Here is a 19,442-nt window from a genome sequence, read left to right as displayed (position 1 = left end):
TGTTTTGGGGCTCTATCAGAGCTCATCCCCCTCCTCCTCATTCACCCGATCCCTGAGCTCTTTACCCGGCTTGAAATGGGGGACGAACTTCCCGTCTAGGCTGACGGACTGGCCGGTCTTTGGATTGCGACCTACCCGCGGAGCGCGGTAATGCAAGGAAAAACTGCCGAAACCGCGAATCTCGATGCGATCTCCAGTCGCCAAGCACTGGGACATCTGCTCAAGCATAGTCTTGATGGCCAGCTCCACATCCTTGGATGAGAGTAGCCCTTGATGGGTGACAATTCGTTCGATCAACTCCGACTTCGTCATATTTTTCCCTTCTTTTTCAAGCAGCTAGGAAAATCGCTTGAAAAGGTTTTAGCATGACCGGAGGGATTTGAACAGCCCAAGTATTGACATTCTTCTTGACTCCCCTATTGCCTCTTTCCGCGCAAGCAGGGAGATGCTATCGACAGATGACCAGCATCGTACGAGTCAGATAGCCAGCCGGATTGAAACCAAAGGGATACTGATCTTCATCCTTCGCATCGTCGGATCGGGTAATCACCTTGTAACCAGCCCCCTTGCACTCTCTTGCAGCTCTCTTGTGGCACTTCTCCCAGCCGGAACCCAACCCCGAGCAGTCGACCTCGATACCACTGACACCACGCACTGCGTGGGTCTTGGCACTCGTAGAGCAAGCTGCCAGCACCAAGACACTCAATACCAGAAAGAGCTTGTTCATTCAGTTCCTTTAGACAGAGGTCCGGATCGATCACTTATACAAGTCGGAGCCACGCCCTGAATAGATTATTGATCCGCTTCATAAAAGAGACAGCTGGGTTGATGGGTTGGTTTCGCAGCGTCCCGAATGAACACCGTCATCGACTCGGGCAGAGAACCTTGAAATTTCGCAGGCACAAAAAAGGGCGACCGAAGTCGCCCTTTTTCTATGGTCTGACAGAACTCAGTTCTGTTTTTCCATTTGTGCACGCAGCAGGTCGCCCAGAGTGGTAGGACCAGCAGCAATCTCAGCTGGCTTTTCGCGCAGGCTCTGGATTGCTTCTTTCTCTTCAGCATCGTCTTTCGACTTGATGGAGAGCTGGATTACGCGGCTCTTGCGGTCAACGCTGATGATCTTGGCTTCTACTTCTTCGCCTTCTTTCAGAACGTTGCGCGCGTCTTCAACGCGGTCACGGCTGATTTCGGAGGCTTTCAGAGTCGCTTCGATATCGTCGGCCAGAGTGATGATGGCGCCTTTAGCGTCAACTTCTTTCACGATGCCCTTAACGATTGCGCCTTTGTCGTTCTCTTGAACGTACTCGGAGAACGGATCGCTTTCCAGTTGCTTGATACCCAGGGAGATGCGCTCGCGCTCTGGGTCAACCGACAGGATAACGGTGTCCAGCTCGTCGCCCTTCTTAAAACGACGTACGGCTTCTTCGCCCACTTCGTTCCAGGAGATGTCGGACAGGTGAACCAGGCCGTCGATGCCGCCGTCCAGACCAATGAAGATACCGAAATCGGTGATCGACTTGATGGTGCCGGAGATTTTATCGCCCTTGTTGAACTGGCCAGAGAAGTCTTCCCATGGGTTGGACTTGCACTGCTTGATGCCGAGGGAGATACGACGACGCTCTTCGTCGATGTCCAGAACCATGACTTCCACTTCGTCGCCGACTTGTACGACTTTCGAAGGGTGGATGTTCTTGTTGGTCCAGTCCATTTCGGAAACGTGTACCAGGCCTTCAACGCCTTCTTCCAGCTCAGCGAAGCAGCCGTAGTCGGTGAGGTTGGTAACACGAGCGGTGACGCGGGTGCTTTCTGGGTAACGGGCTTTGATAGCGACCCATGGATCTTCACCCAGTTGCTTGAGGCCCAGGGAAACACGATTGCGCTCGCGATCGTACTTCAGAACCTTGACATCGATCTCGTCGCCAACGTTGACGATTTCCGAAGGATGCTTGATACGCTTCCAGGCCATGTCGGTGATGTGCAGCAGGCCATCGACGCCACCCAGATCGACGAATGCGCCGTAATCGGTGAGGTTCTTGACGATACCCTTGACCTGCTGGCCTTCCTGCAGCGATTCCAGCAGAGCTTCACGCTCGGCGGAGTTCTCGGCTTCCAGGACACTGCGACGGGAAACGACAACGTTGTTGCGCTTCTGGTCCAGCTTGATGACCTTGAATTCCAGCTCTTTGCCTTCCAGGTGCGTGGTATCGCGCACTGGACGGACGTCAACCAGGGAACCTGGCAGGAACGCACGGATGCCGTTAACGTCGACAGTGAAGCCGCCTTTAACCTTACCGTTGATAACGCCCTTGACCACTTCCTCAGCTGCGAAAGCCGCTTCCAGAACGATCCAGCATTCAGCGCGCTTGGCTTTTTCACGGGACAGCTTGGTTTCACCAAAGCCATCTTCAACCGAGTCCAGCGCAACGTGAACTTCGTCACCGACGTTGATGTTCAGTTCGCCAGCGTCGTTGTAGAACTGCTCAAGCGGGATGAGTGCTTCAGACTTCAGACCAGCGTGAACGGTTACCCAGCGAGCTTGGTAATCGATATCAACGATAACACCGGTGATGATGGAGCCTGCCTGAAGGTTCAGGGTTTTCAGGCTTTCTTCAAAGAGTTCCGCAAAGCTTTCGCTCATTTTAATTCCTGTTGATTAGGGCGAAGAATACGCCCGCCTCCACACCCCAGACGGTGTGGGTTAGTTTCATATAAAGGAAGCACCGCAGGACTATGACTGGTCCCCTGCAGGGCTTCCGGGTCACCCGGCGATATCGCGAATGGCGATTTCGCTCATGATGCGTTGCAACACCTGGTCGATGGACAACTCCGTGGAATCCAGCTGTATCGCGTCAGCCGCCGGTTTGAGCGGGGCTACTGCGCGCTGGGTGTCACGCTCATCGCGTGCACGGATCTCATCTAGCAGACTCGACAGACTAACATCCTCGCCTTTGCCCTTCAACTGCAAATATCGGCGACGCGCCCTCTCCTCCGCACTGGCGGTGAGGAAAATCTTCAGCGGTGCATCGGGAAAAACCACCGTGCCCATGTCGCGACCGTCTGCCACCAGTCCCGGCGGCTCCTGGAATGCGCGCTGACGTTGCAACAAGGCTTCACGCACCGCGGGCAGCGCGGCGACCTGGGAGGCCCCGGCCCCCACGCTTTCGGTACGAATGACGTCGCTGACTTCATCACCTTCCAGAATGATGCGCTGGAGCTGACCGTCGGCTGCGGCAATGAATTGCACATCCAGATGAGCGGCCAGCGCCTTGAGCAACTCTTCGTTGGTCAGGTCGACGCCATGGTTCGCGGCAGCGAACGCCAATAGACGATACAAGGCACCCGAATCGAGCAGATTCCAGCCCAGCTGCCTGGCCAGGATCCCGGCGACGGTCCCCTTGCCCGAACCGCTCGGACCATCGATGGTGATGACCGGTGCCTTGATGTTCACGACTGTGCCTCTTGTGCCACTCGAATACCGACCTGTGCGCACAGCGCCAGGAAGTTCGGGAACGACGTCGCGACGTTGGCGCAATCATGGATGCGAATCGGCGCGCTGGCGCGCAAAGACGCAACACTGAAGGCCATGGCGATACGGTGGTCGCCGTGACCATGGACTTCGCCGCCGCCAATCGGGCCGCCGTCGATGATGATGCCGTCCGGCGTCGGCTGGCACTTGACGCCAAGGGCGAGCAAGCCATCAGCCATCACCTGGATACGATCCGATTCCTTGACCCGCAGTTCCTCAGCGCCCGTCAATACGGTGCGCCCTTCTGCACAGGCGGCCGCCACGAACAGCACCGGGAACTCGTCGATGGCCAGCGGAACCAGAGCCTCCGGAATCTCGATACCCCTGAGTTTAGCTGCTCGTACGCGCAGGTCCGCCACGGGTTCGCCGCCGACTTCACGCTGGTTTTCCAGGGTGATGTCAGCGCCCATCAAGCGCAGGATGTCGATCACGCCGGTACGGGTCGGATTGATGCCGACGTGCTCGAGCACCAGGTCGGAGCCTTCGGCGATCGAGGCGGCCACCAGGAAGAACGCCGACGACGAGATGTCGCCCGGCACTTCGATGTGGGTCGCGGTCAGCTTGCTGCCAGACTCGACGGACGCCGTGGCGCCATCGACCGTGACCGGGTAGCCGAAGCCGCGCAGCATGCGCTCGGTATGATCGCGGGTCGGGGCCGGTTCGGTGACGGTGGTCTTGCCTTCGGCGTAGAGACCGGCCAGCAGCAGGCAGGATTTCACCTGGGCGCTGGCCATTGGCATGGTGTAGGTCAGGCCCTTGAGCTTGTTGCCACCGCGGATGATCATCGGCGGACGACCGTCGGCGGCCGTCTCGATGACCGCGCCCATTTCCCGCAATGGGTTGGCGACGCGATTCATCGGGCGCTTGGACAGCGAGGCATCACCGGTCAGGGTGCTGTCGAAGTCCTGCGCGGCCAGCAGGCCGGACAACAGGCGCATCGAGGTCCCGGAGTTACCCAGGTAGATTGGACCCGGGGCAGGCTTGAGGCCGTGCAGGCCGACACCATGGATGGTCACGCGACCGTGGTGCGGACCTTCGATGACCACGCCCATGTCGCGAAACGCTTGCAGCGTCGCCAGGGCGTCTTCGCCCTCAAGGAAGCCTTCCACCTCGGTCACGCCTTCGGCCAGGGAGCCGAGCATGATCGAACGGTGGGAAATCGATTTATCGCCCGGTACACGAATACGCCCGCTCAGGGAGCCACCAGGTTGTGCCAGGAAAATCAGATCGTTGGAGTTCATAGCGTCCACATAGGCCCGACGGGCCAGGATTTTACTGAAATGCTCGCGGGCCACCCTGGCGCGTGTGAAAACGCCCAGCAATTGGTGCCCGTCCCCTGCATCGACCGCGTCGCGCAAGGCGTCGAGGTCGCTGCGAAATGTATCGAGTGTGCGCAGGACAGCTTCGCGGTTGGCGAGGAAGATGTCGTGCCACATGACCGGGTCGCTTCCAGCGATTCTCGTGAAATCGCGGAAACCGCCGGCAGCGTAACGGAAGATCTCAAGATTTTCATTGCGTTTGGCCAACGAATCCACCAGGCCGAACGCCAACAGGTGCGGCAAGTGGCTGGTGGCAGCCAACACTTCATCGTGGCGCTCGACCTGCATGTGCTCGACATCGGCGCCCAATTCGCGCCACAAACGGTCCACCATCGCCAGCGCGGCTGGATCCGTCTGGTCCAGCGGCGTGAGGATCACTTTGTGGCGACGAAACAACTCGGCGTTGGAGGCTTCCACCCCGCTCTGCTCGGAACCGGCAATCGGATGGCCGGGTACGAAGCGCGCCGGCATCCCACCGAAAGCCTCGGTGGCCGCACGCACGACGTTGCCCTTGGCGCTACCGACGTCGGTCAGGATCGCTTGCCCCAGGTTCATGGTCGCCAGACGCGCCAGCAGTTTTTCCATGGCCAGGATCGGCACAGCCAACTGGATTACGTCCGCGCCCTGGCAAGCGATCGCCAGGTCATCCTCGCAGCGATCGACCACCCCCAGCTCCACGGCCAGCTTGCGCGACTGCGGATCCAGGTCGACACCGACCACCTCGCGGCACAGGCCGCTTTCACGCAAGCCCTTGGCAAACGAACCGCCAATCAACCCCAGGCCGACCACCACCAGGCGACCGATCATAGGGGCAGCAGGTTGCAGAGAAGTGACATCAACCACGAGCCAGAACCTTGCTCAACGCCTCAAGGAAACGGTTGTTTTCCGCTGGCAGGCCGATGGTGATGCGCAGGTGGTTCGGCATGCCGTAGTTGGCCACCGGACGCACGATCACGCCTTCGCGCAGCAGCCCCTGATACACCGGCGCGGCGACACGCCCCAGGTCGACGCAGATGAAGTTGCCTTTGGATGGAATCCAGCTCAAGCCCAACTCCCGGAACCCCGCTTCCAACTGCTGCATGCCGGCCGCGTTCAGGCGACGGCTTTCGGCCAGGTAGGCCTCATCCTGCAATGCGGCGCAGGCGGCTGCCAGGGCGAAGCTGTTGACGTTGAATGGCTGGCGCACGCGGTTCAGCACATCGGCCACCACGGCGGTGGACAAGCCGTAGCCAACCCGTAGCGAGGCCAGGCCGTAGGCTTTCGAGAACGTGCGCGAAACCAGCAGGTTCGGGTAGGCCGCGAGGAAATCCAGGCCATCGGGCAAATCGCTGCCTTCGGCGTATTCGATGTAGGCCTCGTCCAACACCACAAGCACGTGCGCAGGCACGTCTTGCAGGAAGTCGTCCAGGGCCTGGGCATCGAACCAGGTGCCGGTCGGGTTGTTCGGGTTGGCAATGAAGACCACCCGCGTGTTGGCGTCGATGGCAGCCAGCATGGCCGGCAGATCGTGTCCCCAGTTTTTGGCCGGGACCACATGGGCATCCGCGCCCACGGCCTGGGTCGCAATCGGGTAGACCGCAAACGCGTGCTCGCTGAACACGGCGTTGAGACCTGGTGCCAGGTACGCGCGCGCCACCAACTCAAGAATGTCGTTGGAGCCGTTGCCCAGCGTCACTTGGTTCAGCTCGACGCCACAGCGCTCGGCCAGCAGGCTTTTCAGCGCAAACCCATTACCATCGGGGTAACGGGTCAGCTCGGCCAGTTCGTCGCGGATCGCCGCCAGCGCCTTGGGGCTCGCGCCCAACGGGTTTTCGTTGCTCGCCAACTTGACGATGCTGGCCGGATCCAGGTCCAGCTCGCGGGCCAGTTCGTCCACGGGCTTGCCCGGAACGTAAGGCGAGAGTTGTTGCACGCCTGGCTGAGCCAGAGCGAGGAAGTTGCCACTCATTTGCTATCCGCCCTTAAAGAACTGCCTTGGGGTAGGAACCCAGCACCTTGAGTGCCACTGCTTCCTGACTGATTTTCTCCAGCACACCTTTTACCAGCGGATCGCGGTGGTGGCCGACAAAATCGATGAAGAACACGTAGGTCCATTTACCGCTGCGCGACGGACGGGTCTCGATCCGCGTCAGGTCGATACCGTTGTCGTGGAACGGCACCAGCAGCTCATGGAGCGCACCAGGCTTGTTGCTCATGGAGACGATGATCGAAGTCTTGTCGTCGCCAGTCGGCGGCACTTCCTGGCTGCCGATCATCAGGAACCGCGTGGAGTTGTCTGGGCGATCCTCGATTTTCTCGGCCAGGCGAGTCAGCCCATAGAGGCCGGCCGCCATATCGCCAGCAATCGCCGCCGAGTTCCACTCACCCTTGACCCGCTTGGCCGCTTCGGCGTTGCTCGATACCGCTACGCGCTCGACGTTCGGGTAATGGGCGTCCAGCCACTTGCGGCACTGGGCCAACGACTGGGCATGGGAATAGATCCGGCTGATGCTGTCGGTCTTGGTGTTCTCGCCGACCAGCAGGTGATGGTGGATACGCAGCTCGACTTCGCCGCAGATCACCATGTCATGTTCGAGGAAGCTGTCCAGCGTGTGGTTGACCGCGCCTTCGGTGGAGTTCTCCACCGGCACCACGCCGAAATTCACCGCGCCGGCCGCCACTTCACGGAAGACTTCGTCGATGGCCGCCATTGGCTTGCTGATCACGGCGTGACCAAAGTGCTTCATGGCGGCGGCCTGGGTGAAGGTCCCTTCCGGGCCCAGGTAGGCGACTTTCAGCGGCTGTTCGAGCGCCAGGCACGACGACATGATTTCGCGGAACAACCGCGCCATCTCTTCGTTGCCCAGCGGCCCCTTGTTGCGCTCCATGACACGCTTGAGCACCTGAGCTTCACGCTCAGGACGATAGAACACCGGCACTTCGCCTTCGGCCAGGGAGGCCATCTTCACCCGGGCGACTTCCTGGGCGCAGCGCGCACGCTCGCTGATCAGCTCCAGGACCTTTTCGTCCAGGGCATCGATGCGCAGGCGCAGCGCCTTGAGTTCTTGCTCAGACATCAGCCATGTTCCTTCTCGAACTCTGCCATGTAGGCGATCAACGCATTGACGGCGTTGATGTCGACGGCGTTGTAGATGGAGGCACGCATGCCACCGACCGAACGGTGGCCCTTGAGGTTCAGCAGGCCACGCTCGTCGGCGCCGGCCAGGAACGGCTTGTCCAGACGGTCGTCGGCCAGGCGGAACGGCACGTTCATCCACGAACGATCGGTCTTGTTGATCGGGTTGCTGTAGAGACCGCTGGCGTCGATGAAGTCATACAGCGTGCGCTGCTTGACTTCGTTGAGCTTGCCGATGGCTTCGACACCGCCCTGCTCCTTCAGCCATTCGAACACCAGGCCGGAGAGGTACCAGGCCAGGGTCGGCGGAGTGTTGTACATCGAGCCGTTGTCGGCCGCGACCTTGTAGTTGAGCATGGTCGGGCACAGGGAACGGGCACGCCCCAGCAGGTCTTCACGAATGATGCTGACCAGGATGCCGCTAGGGCCGATGTTTTTCTGGGCGCCAGCGTAGATCATGCCGAAACGGGAGATATCCACAGGGCGCGAGAGAATGTCCGAGGACATGTCGGCCACCAATGGCACGTCGCCGGTTTCCGGGATCCAGTTGAATTCCAGGCCACCGATGGTTTCGTTCGGCGCGTAGTGAACGTAGGCCGCGTCCTTGGACAGGTTCCATTCGTTCTGGCCGGGAATCGCGAAATAATCGTAGGGCTTGGCGGTGGCAGCCACGTTGACGTGACCGTAGCGCGAAGCTTCTTCGATGGCTTTCTGCGACCAGATACCGGTATCGATGTAGTCGGCCTTGCCACTTTCCGGCAGCAGGTTCAACGGGATCTGGGCGAACTGCTGGCTCGCGCCGCCCTGCAGGAACAGCACCTTGTAATTGGACGGGATGTTCAGCAGATCACGCAGGTCCTGCTCGGCCTTGGTGGCAATGGATACGAACTCATCGCTGCGATGACTCATTTCCATGACCGACAGGCCCTTGCCGTGCCAGTCGAGAAGTTCACCCTGGGCACGCTTCAGGACCGCCTCAGGAAGCGCCGCCGGGCCGGCACAGAAGTTATAGGCTCTCTTGCTCACATCCAATCTCGCTCTGATCTGGTGGTCACATAAATCTTGTTCAACACTGATCGTTCCCACGCTCTGCGTGGGAATGCATCCAATGACGCTCTGCGTCATGGGACGCGGAGCGTCCCGAGCGGCATTCCCACGCGGAGCGTGGGAACGATCCTAATGTGCAGTGTCGCAAACTTTCAAACGAGACAAACAACAAGGGGGCGAATCTTCATCCGCCCCCCACGTGTCCGCTTAGTCCTGCGGTTCTTCTTCGTCTGCGGCAGCGTCGAGCGGTTGGTCGCCGGTCACGTCGTCGACATCGGCACCCAGGGTGCCCTCGAACGCCACGCCTTCCTCGCCTTCCAGCTCCTCGCCTTCGACTTCCGATGGCTCCTGCACCCGCTCAAGCCCTACCAGCGTTTCGTCGTTGGCCAGCTTGATCAGCGTCACGCCCTGGGTGTTACGGCCCAGGCTCGAGACTTCGGCAACTCGTGTACGCACCAGGGTACCCTGGTCGGAGATCAGCATGATCTCCTCGCCATCGAGCACCTGGACAGCGCCAACCAGACGACCGTTACGATCGTTGCTGACCATGGCGATCACGCCCTGGCCACCACGCTTATACTCAGGGAACTCGCTGATGGCCGTGCGTTTGCCATAACCACGCGCCGAAGCGGTGAGGATCTGGCTGCCTTCTTCGGGAATCAGCATGGAAATCAGCTTCTGGCCTTCCGGCAGGCGCATGCCGCGCACACCGCGGGCGGTACGGCCCATGGCACGCACGTCGGATTCCTTGAAGCGAGTGACCTTGCCACCGTCGGAGAACAGCATGACCTCACGCTCGCCGTCGGTGATGGCGGCGGAAATCAGTACGTCGCCTTCGTCCAGCTCCAGGGCGATCAGGCCGACGCTGCGCTGGCGGCTGAAGGATTCCAGCGGGGTCTTCTTCACGGTGCCATTGGCGGTAGCCATGAAGATGTAGTGGCCTTCGGTGTATTCCTCCACCGGCAGCATGGTGGTGATGTATTCACCATCGTCCAGCGGCAACAGGTTGACCAGCGGACGGCCACGTGCGGCACGGGACGCTTCCGGGATTTCGTAGGTCTTGAGCCAGTACACCTTGCCTTTGCTGGAGAACAGCAGCAGCGTGGTGTGGCTGTTGGCGACCAGCAGGTGAGCGATGTAGTCCTCGTCCTTGACGCCGGTCGCCGACTTGCCTTTGCCGCCGCGACGCTGGGCCTGGTAGGCAGCCAGCGGCTGGGTCTTGGCGTAGCCGCCGTGGGAAATGGTCACCACGCGCTCTTCTTCCGGGATCATGTCACCCAGGGTCAGGTCCAGGCGCGCATCGAGGATCTCGGTGCGGCGCACGTCGCCGTACTCGGCACGAATCACTTCCAGCTCTTCGCGGATCACTTCCATCAGGCGCGTGGCGCTGTTGAGGATGCGGATCAGCTCGCCGATCTGGTTGAGGATTTCCTGGTACTCGGCCAGCAGCTTCTCGTGCTCCAGGCCGGTCAGGCGGTGCAGGCGCAGTTCCAGGATGGCTTGCGCCTGTTCCGGGGACAGGAAGTACTTGCCTTCGCGCAGGCCGTACTGCGGGTCGAGGTTCTCCGGACGGCACGAGTCGGCGCCAGCGCGCTCGACCATTGCCACCACCGCGGAGGACTCCCAAGGGGTGCTGATCAGCGCTTCCTTGGCTTCCGACGGCGTTGGCGAGGCCTTGATCAAGGCGATCACCGGGTCGATGTTCGACAGGGCAACGGCCTGGCCTTCGAGAATGTGACCACGCTCGCGAGCCTTGCGCAGCTCGAATACGGTACGACGGGTGACCACTTCGCGACGGTGACGCACGAAGGCTTCCAGCAGGTCCTTGAGGTTCAGGATCCGCGGACGGCCGTCGATCAACGCAACGATGTTGATGCCGAACACGCTTTGCAGTTGGGTCTGGGCGTAGAGGTTGTTGAGGATCACCTCAGGCACTTCGCCACGACGCAACTCGATCACGACGCGCATGCCGTCCTTGTCGGACTCGTCACGCAGCTCGGTGATGCCCTCGAGCTTCTTCTCTTTCACCAGCTCGGCGATCTTCTCGATCAGGCGAGCCTTGTTCAGCTGATACGGCAGTTCGGTGATGACGATCTGCTGGCGACCACCGACCTTGTCGATATCTTCGACGGTGGAGCGGGCGCGCATGTAAATGCGGCCACGGCCGGTGCGGTAGGCTTCGATGATGCCGGCCCGACCGTTGATGATCGCGGCGGTCGGGAAGTCCGGACCCGGGATGTATTGCATCAGCTCATCGACGGTCAGCTCGGGATTGTCGATGAGGGCCAGGCAACCGTCGATGACTTCACCGAGGTTGTGCGGCGGGATGTTGGTCGCCATGCCCACGGCAATACCGCTGGAGCCGTTGACGAGCAGGTTCGGGATACGGGTCGGCATGACCGCCGGGATCATTTCGGTGCCGTCGTAGTTCGGCACCCAGTCCACGGTTTCCTTGTGCAGGTCGGCCAGCAGTTCGTGAGCCAGCTTGGTCATGCGCACTTCGGTGTATCGCATGGCCGCGGCGTTGTCGCCGTCCACGGAACCGAAGTTGCCCTGGCCGTCTACCAGCAGGTAGCGCAAGGAGAATGGCTGCGCCATACGAACGATGGTGTCGTACACGGCAGTGTCGCCGTGGGGGTGATACTTACCGATCACGTCGCCGACGACACGGGCAGATTTCTTGTACGGCTTGTTGAAGTCGTTGCCCAGCTCGCTCATCGCGAACAACACGCGCCGGTGCACGGGCTTCAAGCCATCGCGCGCATCCGGCAGCGCCCGCCCGACGATTACGCTCATTGCGTAGTCGAGGTAGGACTGTTTCAGCTCGTCTTCGATATTGACCGGGAGGATTTCTTTGGCCAGTTCGCCCATGAGAAGCCTGATTCCTTTTTCTGGTGAAACCTCGTCACATCCAGATGGGACGAACGAAGCTCGCCGCTGCAGAACAAGTGCCGTGCAGCGACTTACGACAAATCAACGAGTTATGCCATGGATCTGCGCAGTAAAGGCCACCTCGCGAGGCAGCCTTGGAAACCGCCGGATGTTATCACAAGAGCCGCCACGCACCTATCCCCCAGATGCGCATGGTGCGTAGTTAGTTGACCGGTGACAGGCTGATATGGGACCAGAGGGGCTTAGAAGCGCTACGGATGGAGAATCAGGGCGAAAATGCAAGGCATTTGTTGCCTTTGAGGACCTCATCGCGAGCAAGCTCGCTCCTACAAGGATCTTTTGTGTCTGAAATTTCAGACACACCTCCTATCCACTGTGGGAGCGAGCCTGCTCGCGATGGCGGTGGATCAGACACCAAAAGGCCTTCAATGCAACCGCTTGCGACACATCAACTGCGCCAGCTTGGCGGTGTCCGGGCGCTCGATGATGCCCTTCTCCGTGACGATGACGTCGATCAAATCCGCCGGAGTGACATCGAACGCCGGGTTGAAGGCGTCCACCTCCGCGCCAAGCCTCTTACCACCAATTTCCAGCAGTTCACGCCCATCGCGCTCCTCGAGCGGAATGTCATCACCGCTGGCCAGGCTCATGTCGATGGTCGAACTCGGCGCCACCACCATGAAACGCACGCCATGGTGCATGGCACAGACCGCCAGTTGATAGGTGCCGATCTTGTTCGCCACGTCGCCATTGGCGGTGATGCAGTCGGCACCGACGATCACCCAGGTCACACCTTTCGTCTTCATGATGTGGGCAGCGGCGGAATCGGCGTTGAGGGTCACTGGGATGCCCTCATGGGCCAGCTCCCACGCCGTCAGGCGCGAGCCTTGCTGCGATGGACGGGTTTCGTCGGCATAGACGCGCTCCACCATGCCTTCGATATACGCGCCACGGATGCCCCCCAAGGCCGTGCCGAAGCCGCCAGTCGCCAGGGCACCGGTGTTGCCGTGGGTGAGGATGGCCTGGGCGTTGCCCTGGTGCTTGCGGATCAGGTCGACACCGAGCTGGGCCATGGTCAGGTTGGCTTCGCGGTCACTTTCGTGGATCGCGATGGCTTCAGCCTCAAGCACCGCCAGCGGCTCGGTGTGCTCTTTCAAGCGTCCCAACCGGTCGCGCATCCGATCCAGCGCCCAGAAGAGGTTCGCCGCTGTCGGCCGGGCCTGGGCCAGCAAGGCAAAATCAGCCTCCAGCGCCGCTTGCCAGTCACCGCCCTCGGCCATCCTGGCCCGCGCCGCCAGCACCACACCATAAGCCGCGCTGATGCCGATGGCCGGCGCGCCGCGCACCACCAGCGAGCCAATGGCCTCGGCCACATCGGCGGCACAGGTGCAGGCGATCCAGTTTTCCTCGAACGGCAAGACACGCAGGTCCAACAGGTACAGGACGCCATCACGCCAATCGATGGCCTTCACCTTCTCCGCAGCCAATAGTCGATCGCGCATCCTTCACCCCGTACTCATGAACAAAAGCCGCCGATTATAGCGATCCCTCCGCGAAGACGCTCGGGTATACTTCGCCATCCTTTATACCCCATGGAACCGTTCCACGATGCCCAAGCCTGCCGTTGCGCTCGACTTATTATTGCTGCCGACCTGGTTGGTGCCTGTCGAACCCGCCGGTGTAGTGCTCAAGGATCATGGCCTGGGCATTCGCGACGGCTGCATCGTGTTCATCGGTCCACGGGCAGAAGCCCTCAAATGTGACGCCGCCCAGGTCCGCGAGCTGCCCGGCATGCTGCTCAGCCCCGGCCTGATCAATGCCCATGGCCACGCAGCCATGACGCTGTTCCGCGGCCTGGCCGACGACCTGCCCTTGATGAGCTGGCTCGAACAGCATATCTGGCCGGCGGAAGCCAAATGGGTCGATGAAGATTTCGTGCGCGATGGCACCGACCTGGCAATCGCCGAGCAGATCAAGGGCGGCATCACCTGCTTCTCCGACATGTATTTCTACCCCAAGATCGCCAGCGAGTGTGTCCACGACAGTGGTATTCGTGCGCAAATCGCGATTCCAATCCTCGATTTCCCGATCCCCGGCGCCGCCAGCGCCGACGAAGCCATTCGTCAGGGCATCGAGCTGTTTGGCGACCTCAAGCACCACCCACGGATCAAAGTCGCATTCGGTCCGCACGCGCCCTACACCGTAGGCGACGAGAACCTGGAGAAAATCCGCGTGATCGCCGAGGAGCTGGACGCGGCCATTCATATGCACGTTCACGAAACCGCCTTCGAAGTGCAGCAGGCTGTGGATAACACAGCGGAGCGACCGCTGGCGCGCCTGGGACGACTTGGCCTGCTGGGGCCACGCTTTCAGGCCGTGCACATGACTCAAATCAGCGACGAAGACCAGGCCTTGCTGGTAGAAAGCAATTGCAGCGTGATCCACTGCCCGGAATCGAACCTGAAGCTGGCCAGCGGTTTCTGCCCGGTGGAGCGCCTGTGGCAGGCCGGCGTCAATGTCGCCCTCGGCACCGACGGCGCGGCGAGCAACAACGACCTGGATCTGCTCGGCGAAACCCGCACCGCCGCCCTGCTGGCCAAGGCCGTCGCCGGTTCCGCCACGGCCCTGGATGCTCATCGGGCACTGCGCATGGCTACGCTCAATGGCGCCCGGGCGCTGGGCATCGAAGCGACAGTCGGCTCGCTGGAAGTCGGCAAGGCCGCCGACCTGGTGGCCTTCGATCTGTCGGGCCTGGCCCAGCAGCCGATCTACGACCCGGTGTCGCAACTGATTTATGCCACCGGGCGCGATTGCGTAAAACACCTGTGGGTGGGCGGCAAGCCGCTATTGGAAGATGGCCGACTGACCCGCATGGACGAATCAAGACTGATCGCCACGGCCCAGGCCTGGGGTCGCCGCATCAGCGGCCACAACGAATAACCACGCCCCTTGAGCCACGGCTCGGGGCACCTGATTTTTCAAGCTTTTCGAGGATCTGCACATGAGCAACGTCGACCACGCCGAAATCGCCAAATTCGAAGCCCTGGCCCATCGCTGGTGGGACCGCGAAAGTGAATTCAAGCCGCTGCACGACATCAACCCGCTGCGGGTCAACTGGATTGACGAACGGGTCAACCTGGCTGGCAAGAAGGTGCTCGACGTCGGTTGTGGCGGCGGTATCCTCAGCGAAGCCATGGCCCAGCGCGGGGCGACGGTGATGGGCATCGACATGGGCGAAGCGCCACTGGCGGTTGCACAACTGCATCAGCTGGAGTCGGGCGTCAGCGTGGAATACCGGCAGATCACCGCCGAAGCCCTGGCCGAAGAAATGCCCGGCCAATTCGACGTGGTCACCTGCCTGGAAATGCTCGAGCACGTGCCGGATCCGTCGTCGGTCATCCGCGCCTGCTTCCGCATGGTCAAGCCGGGCGGCCAGGTGTTTTTCTCCACCATCAACCGCAACCCGAAGGCCTACCTGTTCGCCATCGTCGGCGCCGAATACATCATGAAGCTGCTGCCTCGCGGCACTCACGACTTCAAGAAATTCATCCGCCCTTCCGAACTGGGCGCCTGGAGCCGTGCGGCCGGGCTGACCGTCAAGGACATCATTGGCCTGACCTACAATCCGCTGACCAAGCACTACAAGCTGGCCGCCGACGTCGACGTCAACTACATGATCCAGACCCTGCGCGAGGAGTAAGTCGATGCGTCTCAAAGCGGTTCTCTTCGACATGGACGGCACGCTGCTCGACACCGCGCCGGATTTCATCGCCATCTGCCAGGCCATGCGCGCCGACCGTGGCTTGCCACCGATGAACACGCAGCACATTCGCGACGAGATTTCCGGCGGTGCCCGGGCGATGGTCGCTGTGACCTTTTCCATGGACCCGGAATCACCGGGGTTCGAGGAACTGCGTCAGGAGTTCCTCGACCGCTACCTCAAGGGTTGCGCGGTCCACAGCCATTTGTTCGACGGCATGGCCAAGGTGCTGGCCGATATCGAAGCGGCCAACCTGATCTGGGGCGTGGTCACCAACAAGCCGGTGCGCTTCGCCGAACCGATCATGCAGCAACTGGGCCTGGCCGAACGCTCGAAAGTGCTGATCTGCCCTGACCATGTGAAAAACAGCAAGCCGGACCCGGAACCACTGACCCTGGCGTGCAAGCTGCTCGACCTGGACCCGGCCAGCGTGCTGTTCGTGGGTGATGACCTGCGGGACATCGAGTCCGGTCGCAGCGCCGGCACCAAGACGTGTGCGGTGACCTATGGCTACATCCACCCGGACGACAACCCCAGGCACTGGGGCGCGGATGTGGTGATCGATCACCCATCGGCACTGCGCGAGGTGCTGGATAACGCGCTGTGCGGGTGCTGATATGACTGTCTTGTGATGAAGGAATTTATGTGGGAGCAAGGCTTGCCCGCGATGAAGGCGATGCGGTCGTCCAGAAATCGAGGCGCCTGTTTCGCGAGCAAGCTTTGCTCCCACAGCCTGCTTCCAATGGCGGGGCTCAATCCCCTGACACTACAGCTTCTGCCAACAGATTGATTTGTTGAGGTTTTTTTATGTTTGATTATTCCGCCCGCCCCGATCTGCTCAATGGCCGGATGATTCTGGTCACCGGCGCCGGCCGCGGGATCGGTGCCGCTGCCGCGAAAGCCTACGCCGCCCATGGCGCCACCGTGCTGCTGCTGGGCAAGACCGAAGCCAACCTGACCCAGGTCTACGATGAAATCGAAGCGGCCGGTCATCCGCAGCCAGCGGTGATCCCGTTCAACCTCGAAACCGCGCTGCCTCATCAGTACGATGAACTGGCGGCCATGATCGAAACCGAGTTCGGTCATCTGGACGGCCTGCTGCACAACGCCTCGATCATCGGCCCGCGTACCCCCCTGGAACAGTTGTCCGGTGAGAATTTCATGCGGGTGATGCACGTCAACGTCAACGCGATGTTCATGCTCACCAGCACCTTGCTGCCCCTGCTCAAGCTGTCCAAGGATGCGTCCGTGGTATTCACCTCCAGCAGCGTCGGGCGCAAGGGCCGGGCGTATTGGGGCGCCTATGGCGTGTCCAAGTTCGCCACCGAGGGACTGATGCAGACCCTGGCCGACGAAGTCGACACCGTCGCCGCCGTGCGCGCCAACAGCATCAACCCCGGCGCCACCCGCACCAGCATGCGCGCCCAGGCCTACCCGGGGGAAAACCCGCTCAACAATCCGACGCCCGAGGAGATCATGCCGGTCTACCTGTACCTCATGGGCCCGGACAGCTCCGGCGTCAACGGCCAGGCGTTCAACGCGCAATAGTGAGCCCGGCCCGTGTCGCGACGATTTACCGTCGCGGTACGGGCCTTGGGTCGATGCCCAGCGAGGCGAACCGCCAAGTCCACGTCGCCAGGACTGCCGTATCTTTCTACCAATTCATTGATTTTCAATCGGTTTTTATTGAAGTGAACCGAATGGCACGACTTTCGCTCTAAACTTCCTCAAACATGCCATGTTCGGCAAGTAATGGACGTTGAGACGAGACTTATGCCTGCCAGGGAAAGCAGACTAAACTCAAATCAGTGTCCTACGGGACTGAAGGACCAGTACGACGCGCAGCCCAAAGCCGCCACACCCAACCTGCCAGGACAGATTTAGCTTAGGGGCTAACGCCAATATGAAAACGCCCACCCAGATCAACGCGATTGACTTCGACAGCGCCAAATTGCAGCGTCTGGGTCTTGGCCAGCCATCGCCGCTCGCGGCACACTCCGTCAGTCTTTCGCAATTGCGCCAGCAACTGAGCCAGCAGCTGCAGACCAGCCTGGAGCCACAGCGAATCCTCGGCCTGTTTTTCCGGGAAGTCCAGCGGCTGGTGCCCCTGGATGCGTTGGCCTACCAGCACAAAGCCAGTGATCTGCGCCTGGAGTTCGGGCAACGCGGGCATCACACCCTCAGCTATAACCTCAGCCATGAAGGCGAACACCTGGGTGAACTGGTATTCCGTCGCAACCAGCGCTTCACTGAAGCGGAACAGAGCGACCTTGAATCCATCATGTCGACGCTGCTGTATCCACTGCGCAACGCACTGCTCTATCGCGCCGCGACCCAGAGCGCCCTGCGCGATCCGCTGACCGGTACCGGCAACCGCATTGCCATGGACCAGACGCTGATGCGTGAGATCGACATGGCCAAGCGTCATTCGCAGCCCTTGTCGGTGCTGATGCTCGACATCGACCATTTCAAGCGCATCAACGATAGCCATGGTCACGGCGTTGGCGACGAAGTGCTCAAGGCCGTGGCCGAGTCGATCAAGAGCCAGCTGCGCAACGTGGACATGGTGTTCAGGTTCGGCGGTGAAGAATTTCTGATCCTGCTGGCCAATACCAGCCGGGATGCTGCGGCCATGGTCGGTGAACGGCTGCGTTATGCCGCCCAGACCCAGGATTATTTCGCCGCAGGCACAAGGATCGAGCTGACGGTCAGCCTGGGTTGCGCCACCCTGCTACCAGGGGAATCATCGGAAAGCCTGCTGCGCAGGGCTGACAGCGCACTGTACGTGGCCAAGCGCGAAGGACGTAATCGACTGGCAATGGCAGGCTGAAAACAATGGTGGGAGCGAGCTTGCTCCGGGCGGCGATCCGACGATGACGATCTGGCTGTCAACCTCCCCGTTGACTGTCCAGACCTCTTCGCAAGCAGACTCGCTCCCACACTGGGTTACTTATTCGCAGCGATGCAAATCAGCTTTCCGCCAGTGCCAGGCGCTCGCGGGTGGATGAAGACTTGCTCACCGTCTCCGACTGCTCCAGTTGCATGCAACGCTCCAGGAACAGGTACATGTAGTCATAGCTCTTGCACACGGCCTGGCGCAGCTCCGTTTGCAGGGCTTTGCTTGGGTTCATCCCCGCCAGCGTACAGATGATTTCCAGGGCTTCCCAAGGATGGGCATCGTCGTACTGGGCATGCATCTTCAGCCACTTCATGGCCCGCTTGCGGTCTTCCTCGGCGAAAGCGGCCGCGTAGACACCGCTGGAACACACCAGCGCCGACCACTCTCCCGTGGCCCCCTCAATCGCATAGTTGGTCGCGGCGATGGCCACGATCAACGAATCCGAGGAACTGGTGTGCCAGCACCAGTGGCTCAAGGCATGCAGCTCAGGCGGCACATGCTGGGCTTGCAGGTCTTCCAGGGTCACGCCATGGGCGGCGCTCCAGTTGACCCAGTAGTCGGCATGGTTGAGTTCGACACGAATGTTGCGCATCAGCCAGCGACGCGCCATGTCCTCGCCGGGGTGGCGGGCAAAGCGGGTCTTGGTGAGGTTCTGTGCCATGTATAAAGCGAACTGTTCGACGACCGGCCAACCACCAATGAGGTAGTGGCGCATGGTCCTGGCGCTGAGCTTGTTGTCGCGCATGCGCTGATACAGTTCGTGTTCGACAACCCGGCGCTTGCTCTCGCTGCAATCGGTAATGAGCTGCTGTGCCCATTTCGGATAGCTCGTGGCGTCCATGAGCGGGCCTGTTCGGTTGAATGTGTCGATCACTGTCGGGCTC

General features: G+C 60.8%; 16 protein-coding genes. 5 read left to right on the top strand and 11 right to left on the bottom strand.

From position 1 onward, the window contains the following. Positions 1-15: 15 nt before the first annotated feature. The 10 genes from ihfB to mtnA form a co-directional block, all read right to left on the bottom strand. Positions 16-312, bottom strand: a complete 297-nt coding sequence (ihfB, locus tag KI235_RS08500; RefSeq protein ID WP_003199243.1) for an integration host factor subunit beta — start codon at positions 310-312, stop codon at positions 16-18. Between the two features lie 136 nt (positions 313-448). Continuing rightward, positions 449-727, bottom strand: coding sequence for a hypothetical protein (locus KI235_RS08495; protein WP_013692555.1), 279 nt, complete (start codon positions 725-727; stop codon positions 449-451). Between the two features lie 222 nt (positions 728-949). After that, positions 950-2,638, bottom strand: a complete 1,689-nt coding sequence (gene rpsA, locus KI235_RS08490; RefSeq protein WP_003199242.1) for a 30S ribosomal protein S1 — start codon at positions 2,636-2,638, stop codon at positions 950-952. A 120-nt stretch (positions 2,639-2,758) separates the two neighbouring features. Then, on the bottom strand, positions 2,759-3,448 hold the full coding sequence (gene cmk / locus KI235_RS08485; RefSeq protein ID WP_003199238.1) for a (d)CMP kinase: 690 nt from the start codon (positions 3,446-3,448) through the stop codon (positions 2,759-2,761). After that, positions 3,445-5,652 carry a bifunctional prephenate dehydrogenase/3-phosphoshikimate 1-carboxyvinyltransferase gene (locus tag KI235_RS08480; protein ID WP_244864313.1) on the bottom strand — a complete coding sequence of 736 codons (2,208 nt, stop codon included), beginning with the start codon at positions 5,650-5,652 and terminating at the stop codon, positions 3,445-3,447. The genes cmk and KI235_RS08480 overlap by 4 nt, the downstream gene beginning before the upstream one ends. Before the next feature lie 28 nt (positions 5,653-5,680). After that, positions 5,681-6,793 carry a histidinol-phosphate transaminase gene (gene hisC, locus KI235_RS08475; protein ID WP_003199235.1) on the bottom strand — a complete coding sequence of 371 codons (1,113 nt, stop codon included), beginning with the start codon at positions 6,791-6,793 and terminating at the stop codon, positions 5,681-5,683. Between the two features lie 13 nt (positions 6,794-6,806). Then, entirely contained in the window at positions 6,807-7,901 is a 1,095-nt protein-coding gene (gene pheA / locus KI235_RS08470; protein ID WP_003199233.1) for a prephenate dehydratase, read from the bottom strand. Then, positions 7,901-8,986: a 3-phosphoserine/phosphohydroxythreonine transaminase gene (gene serC, locus KI235_RS08465; protein WP_003199231.1), complete on the bottom strand. Its 1,086-nt coding sequence runs from the start codon at positions 8,984-8,986 to the stop codon at positions 7,901-7,903. The genes pheA and serC overlap by 1 nt, the downstream gene beginning before the upstream one ends. Before the next feature lie 228 nt (positions 8,987-9,214). After that, the gene (gene gyrA / locus KI235_RS08460; RefSeq protein ID WP_060613510.1) at positions 9,215-11,878 is read right to left on the bottom strand and encodes a DNA gyrase subunit A; all 2,664 of its coding nucleotides are present in this window, start codon (positions 11,876-11,878) and stop codon (positions 9,215-9,217) included. 446 nt (positions 11,879-12,324) lie between these two features. After that, positions 12,325-13,401: an S-methyl-5-thioribose-1-phosphate isomerase gene (gene mtnA / locus KI235_RS08455; RefSeq protein ID WP_212795638.1), complete on the bottom strand. Its 1,077-nt coding sequence runs from the start codon at positions 13,399-13,401 to the stop codon at positions 12,325-12,327. A gap of 106 nt (positions 13,402-13,507) precedes the next feature. Here mtnA and KI235_RS08450 point away from each other — a divergent pair, with 106 nt between their 5' ends. The 5 genes from KI235_RS08450 (at position 13,508) to KI235_RS08430 (ending at position 18,489) form a co-directional block, all read left to right on the top strand. Further along, a complete protein-coding gene (locus KI235_RS08450) occupies positions 13,508-14,839 on the top strand; it encodes a TRZ/ATZ family hydrolase (RefSeq protein WP_003199225.1) in 1,332 nt (443 codons plus the stop codon). A 61-nt stretch (positions 14,840-14,900) separates the two neighbouring features. Continuing rightward, positions 14,901-15,599, top strand: a complete 699-nt coding sequence (gene ubiG / locus KI235_RS08445) for a bifunctional 2-polyprenyl-6-hydroxyphenol methylase/3-demethylubiquinol 3-O-methyltransferase UbiG (protein WP_003199224.1) — start codon at positions 14,901-14,903, stop codon at positions 15,597-15,599. Positions 15,600-15,603: 4 nt separating this feature from the next. Further along, on the top strand, positions 15,604-16,275 hold the full coding sequence (gene mupP, locus KI235_RS08440; RefSeq protein WP_038858815.1) for an N-acetylmuramic acid 6-phosphate phosphatase MupP: 672 nt from the start codon (positions 15,604-15,606) through the stop codon (positions 16,273-16,275). Positions 16,276-16,466: 191 nt separating this feature from the next. After that, the gene (locus tag KI235_RS08435; protein ID WP_013692552.1) at positions 16,467-17,207 is read left to right on the top strand and encodes a YciK family oxidoreductase; all 741 of its coding nucleotides are present in this window, start codon (positions 16,467-16,469) and stop codon (positions 17,205-17,207) included. 355 nt (positions 17,208-17,562) lie between these two features. Continuing rightward, on the top strand, positions 17,563-18,489 hold the full coding sequence (locus KI235_RS08430) for a GGDEF domain-containing protein (protein WP_027912727.1): 927 nt from the start codon (positions 17,563-17,565) through the stop codon (positions 18,487-18,489). Between the two features lie 139 nt (positions 18,490-18,628). Here the strand turns inward: KI235_RS08430 and KI235_RS08425 are convergent, their stop codons facing one another. Continuing rightward, complete coding sequence (locus KI235_RS08425; protein ID WP_013692551.1) at positions 18,629-19,432, bottom strand: iron-containing redox enzyme family protein; 804 nt, start codon at positions 19,430-19,432, stop codon at positions 18,629-18,631. Positions 19,433-19,442: the final 10 nt, after the last annotated feature.

It is taken from the genome of Pseudomonas sp. St386, from assembly GCF_018325865.1.
Classification (GTDB): domain Bacteria; phylum Pseudomonadota; class Gammaproteobacteria; order Pseudomonadales; family Pseudomonadaceae; genus Aquipseudomonas; species Aquipseudomonas brassicacearum.
The sequence above is the reverse complement of the archived record's forward strand: the minus strand, read 5'-3'. Positions and strand labels throughout refer to the sequence as shown.

What these genes read in the sequence shown, in the direction of transcription:
- ubiG (WP_003199224.1), top strand. Translation starts at nt 14,901, where the DNA reads ATGAGCAACGTCGACCACGCCGAAATCGCCAAATTCGAAGCCCTGGCC.
- gyrA (WP_060613510.1), bottom strand. Translation starts at nt 11,878, where the DNA reads ATGGGCGAACTGGCCAAAGAAATCCTCCCGGTCAATATCGAAGACGAG.
- KI235_RS08435 (WP_013692552.1), top strand. Translation starts at nt 16,467, where the DNA reads ATGTTTGATTATTCCGCCCGCCCCGATCTGCTCAATGGCCGGATGATT.
- rpsA (WP_003199242.1), bottom strand. Translation starts at nt 2,638, where the DNA reads ATGAGCGAAAGCTTTGCGGAACTCTTTGAAGAAAGCCTGAAAACCCTG.
- KI235_RS08480 (WP_244864313.1), bottom strand. Translation starts at nt 5,652, where the DNA reads ATGATCGGTCGCCTGGTGGTGGTCGGCCTGGGGTTGATTGGCGGTTCG.
- pheA (WP_003199233.1), bottom strand. Translation starts at nt 7,901, where the DNA reads ATGTCTGAGCAAGAACTCAAGGCGCTGCGCCTGCGCATCGATGCCCTG.
- KI235_RS08430 (WP_027912727.1), top strand. Translation starts at nt 17,563, where the DNA reads ATGAAAACGCCCACCCAGATCAACGCGATTGACTTCGACAGCGCCAAA.
- mtnA (WP_212795638.1), bottom strand. Translation starts at nt 13,401, where the DNA reads ATGCGCGATCGACTATTGGCTGCGGAGAAGGTGAAGGCCATCGATTGG.
- KI235_RS08495 (WP_013692555.1), bottom strand. Translation starts at nt 727, where the DNA reads ATGAACAAGCTCTTTCTGGTATTGAGTGTCTTGGTGCTGGCAGCTTGC.
- hisC (WP_003199235.1), bottom strand. Translation starts at nt 6,793, where the DNA reads ATGAGTGGCAACTTCCTCGCTCTGGCTCAGCCAGGCGTGCAACAACTC.
- ihfB (WP_003199243.1), bottom strand. Translation starts at nt 312, where the DNA reads ATGACGAAGTCGGAGTTGATCGAACGAATTGTCACCCATCAAGGGCTA.
- mupP (WP_038858815.1), top strand. Translation starts at nt 15,604, where the DNA reads ATGCGTCTCAAAGCGGTTCTCTTCGACATGGACGGCACGCTGCTCGAC.
- KI235_RS08450 (WP_003199225.1), top strand. Translation starts at nt 13,508, where the DNA reads ATGCCCAAGCCTGCCGTTGCGCTCGACTTATTATTGCTGCCGACCTGG.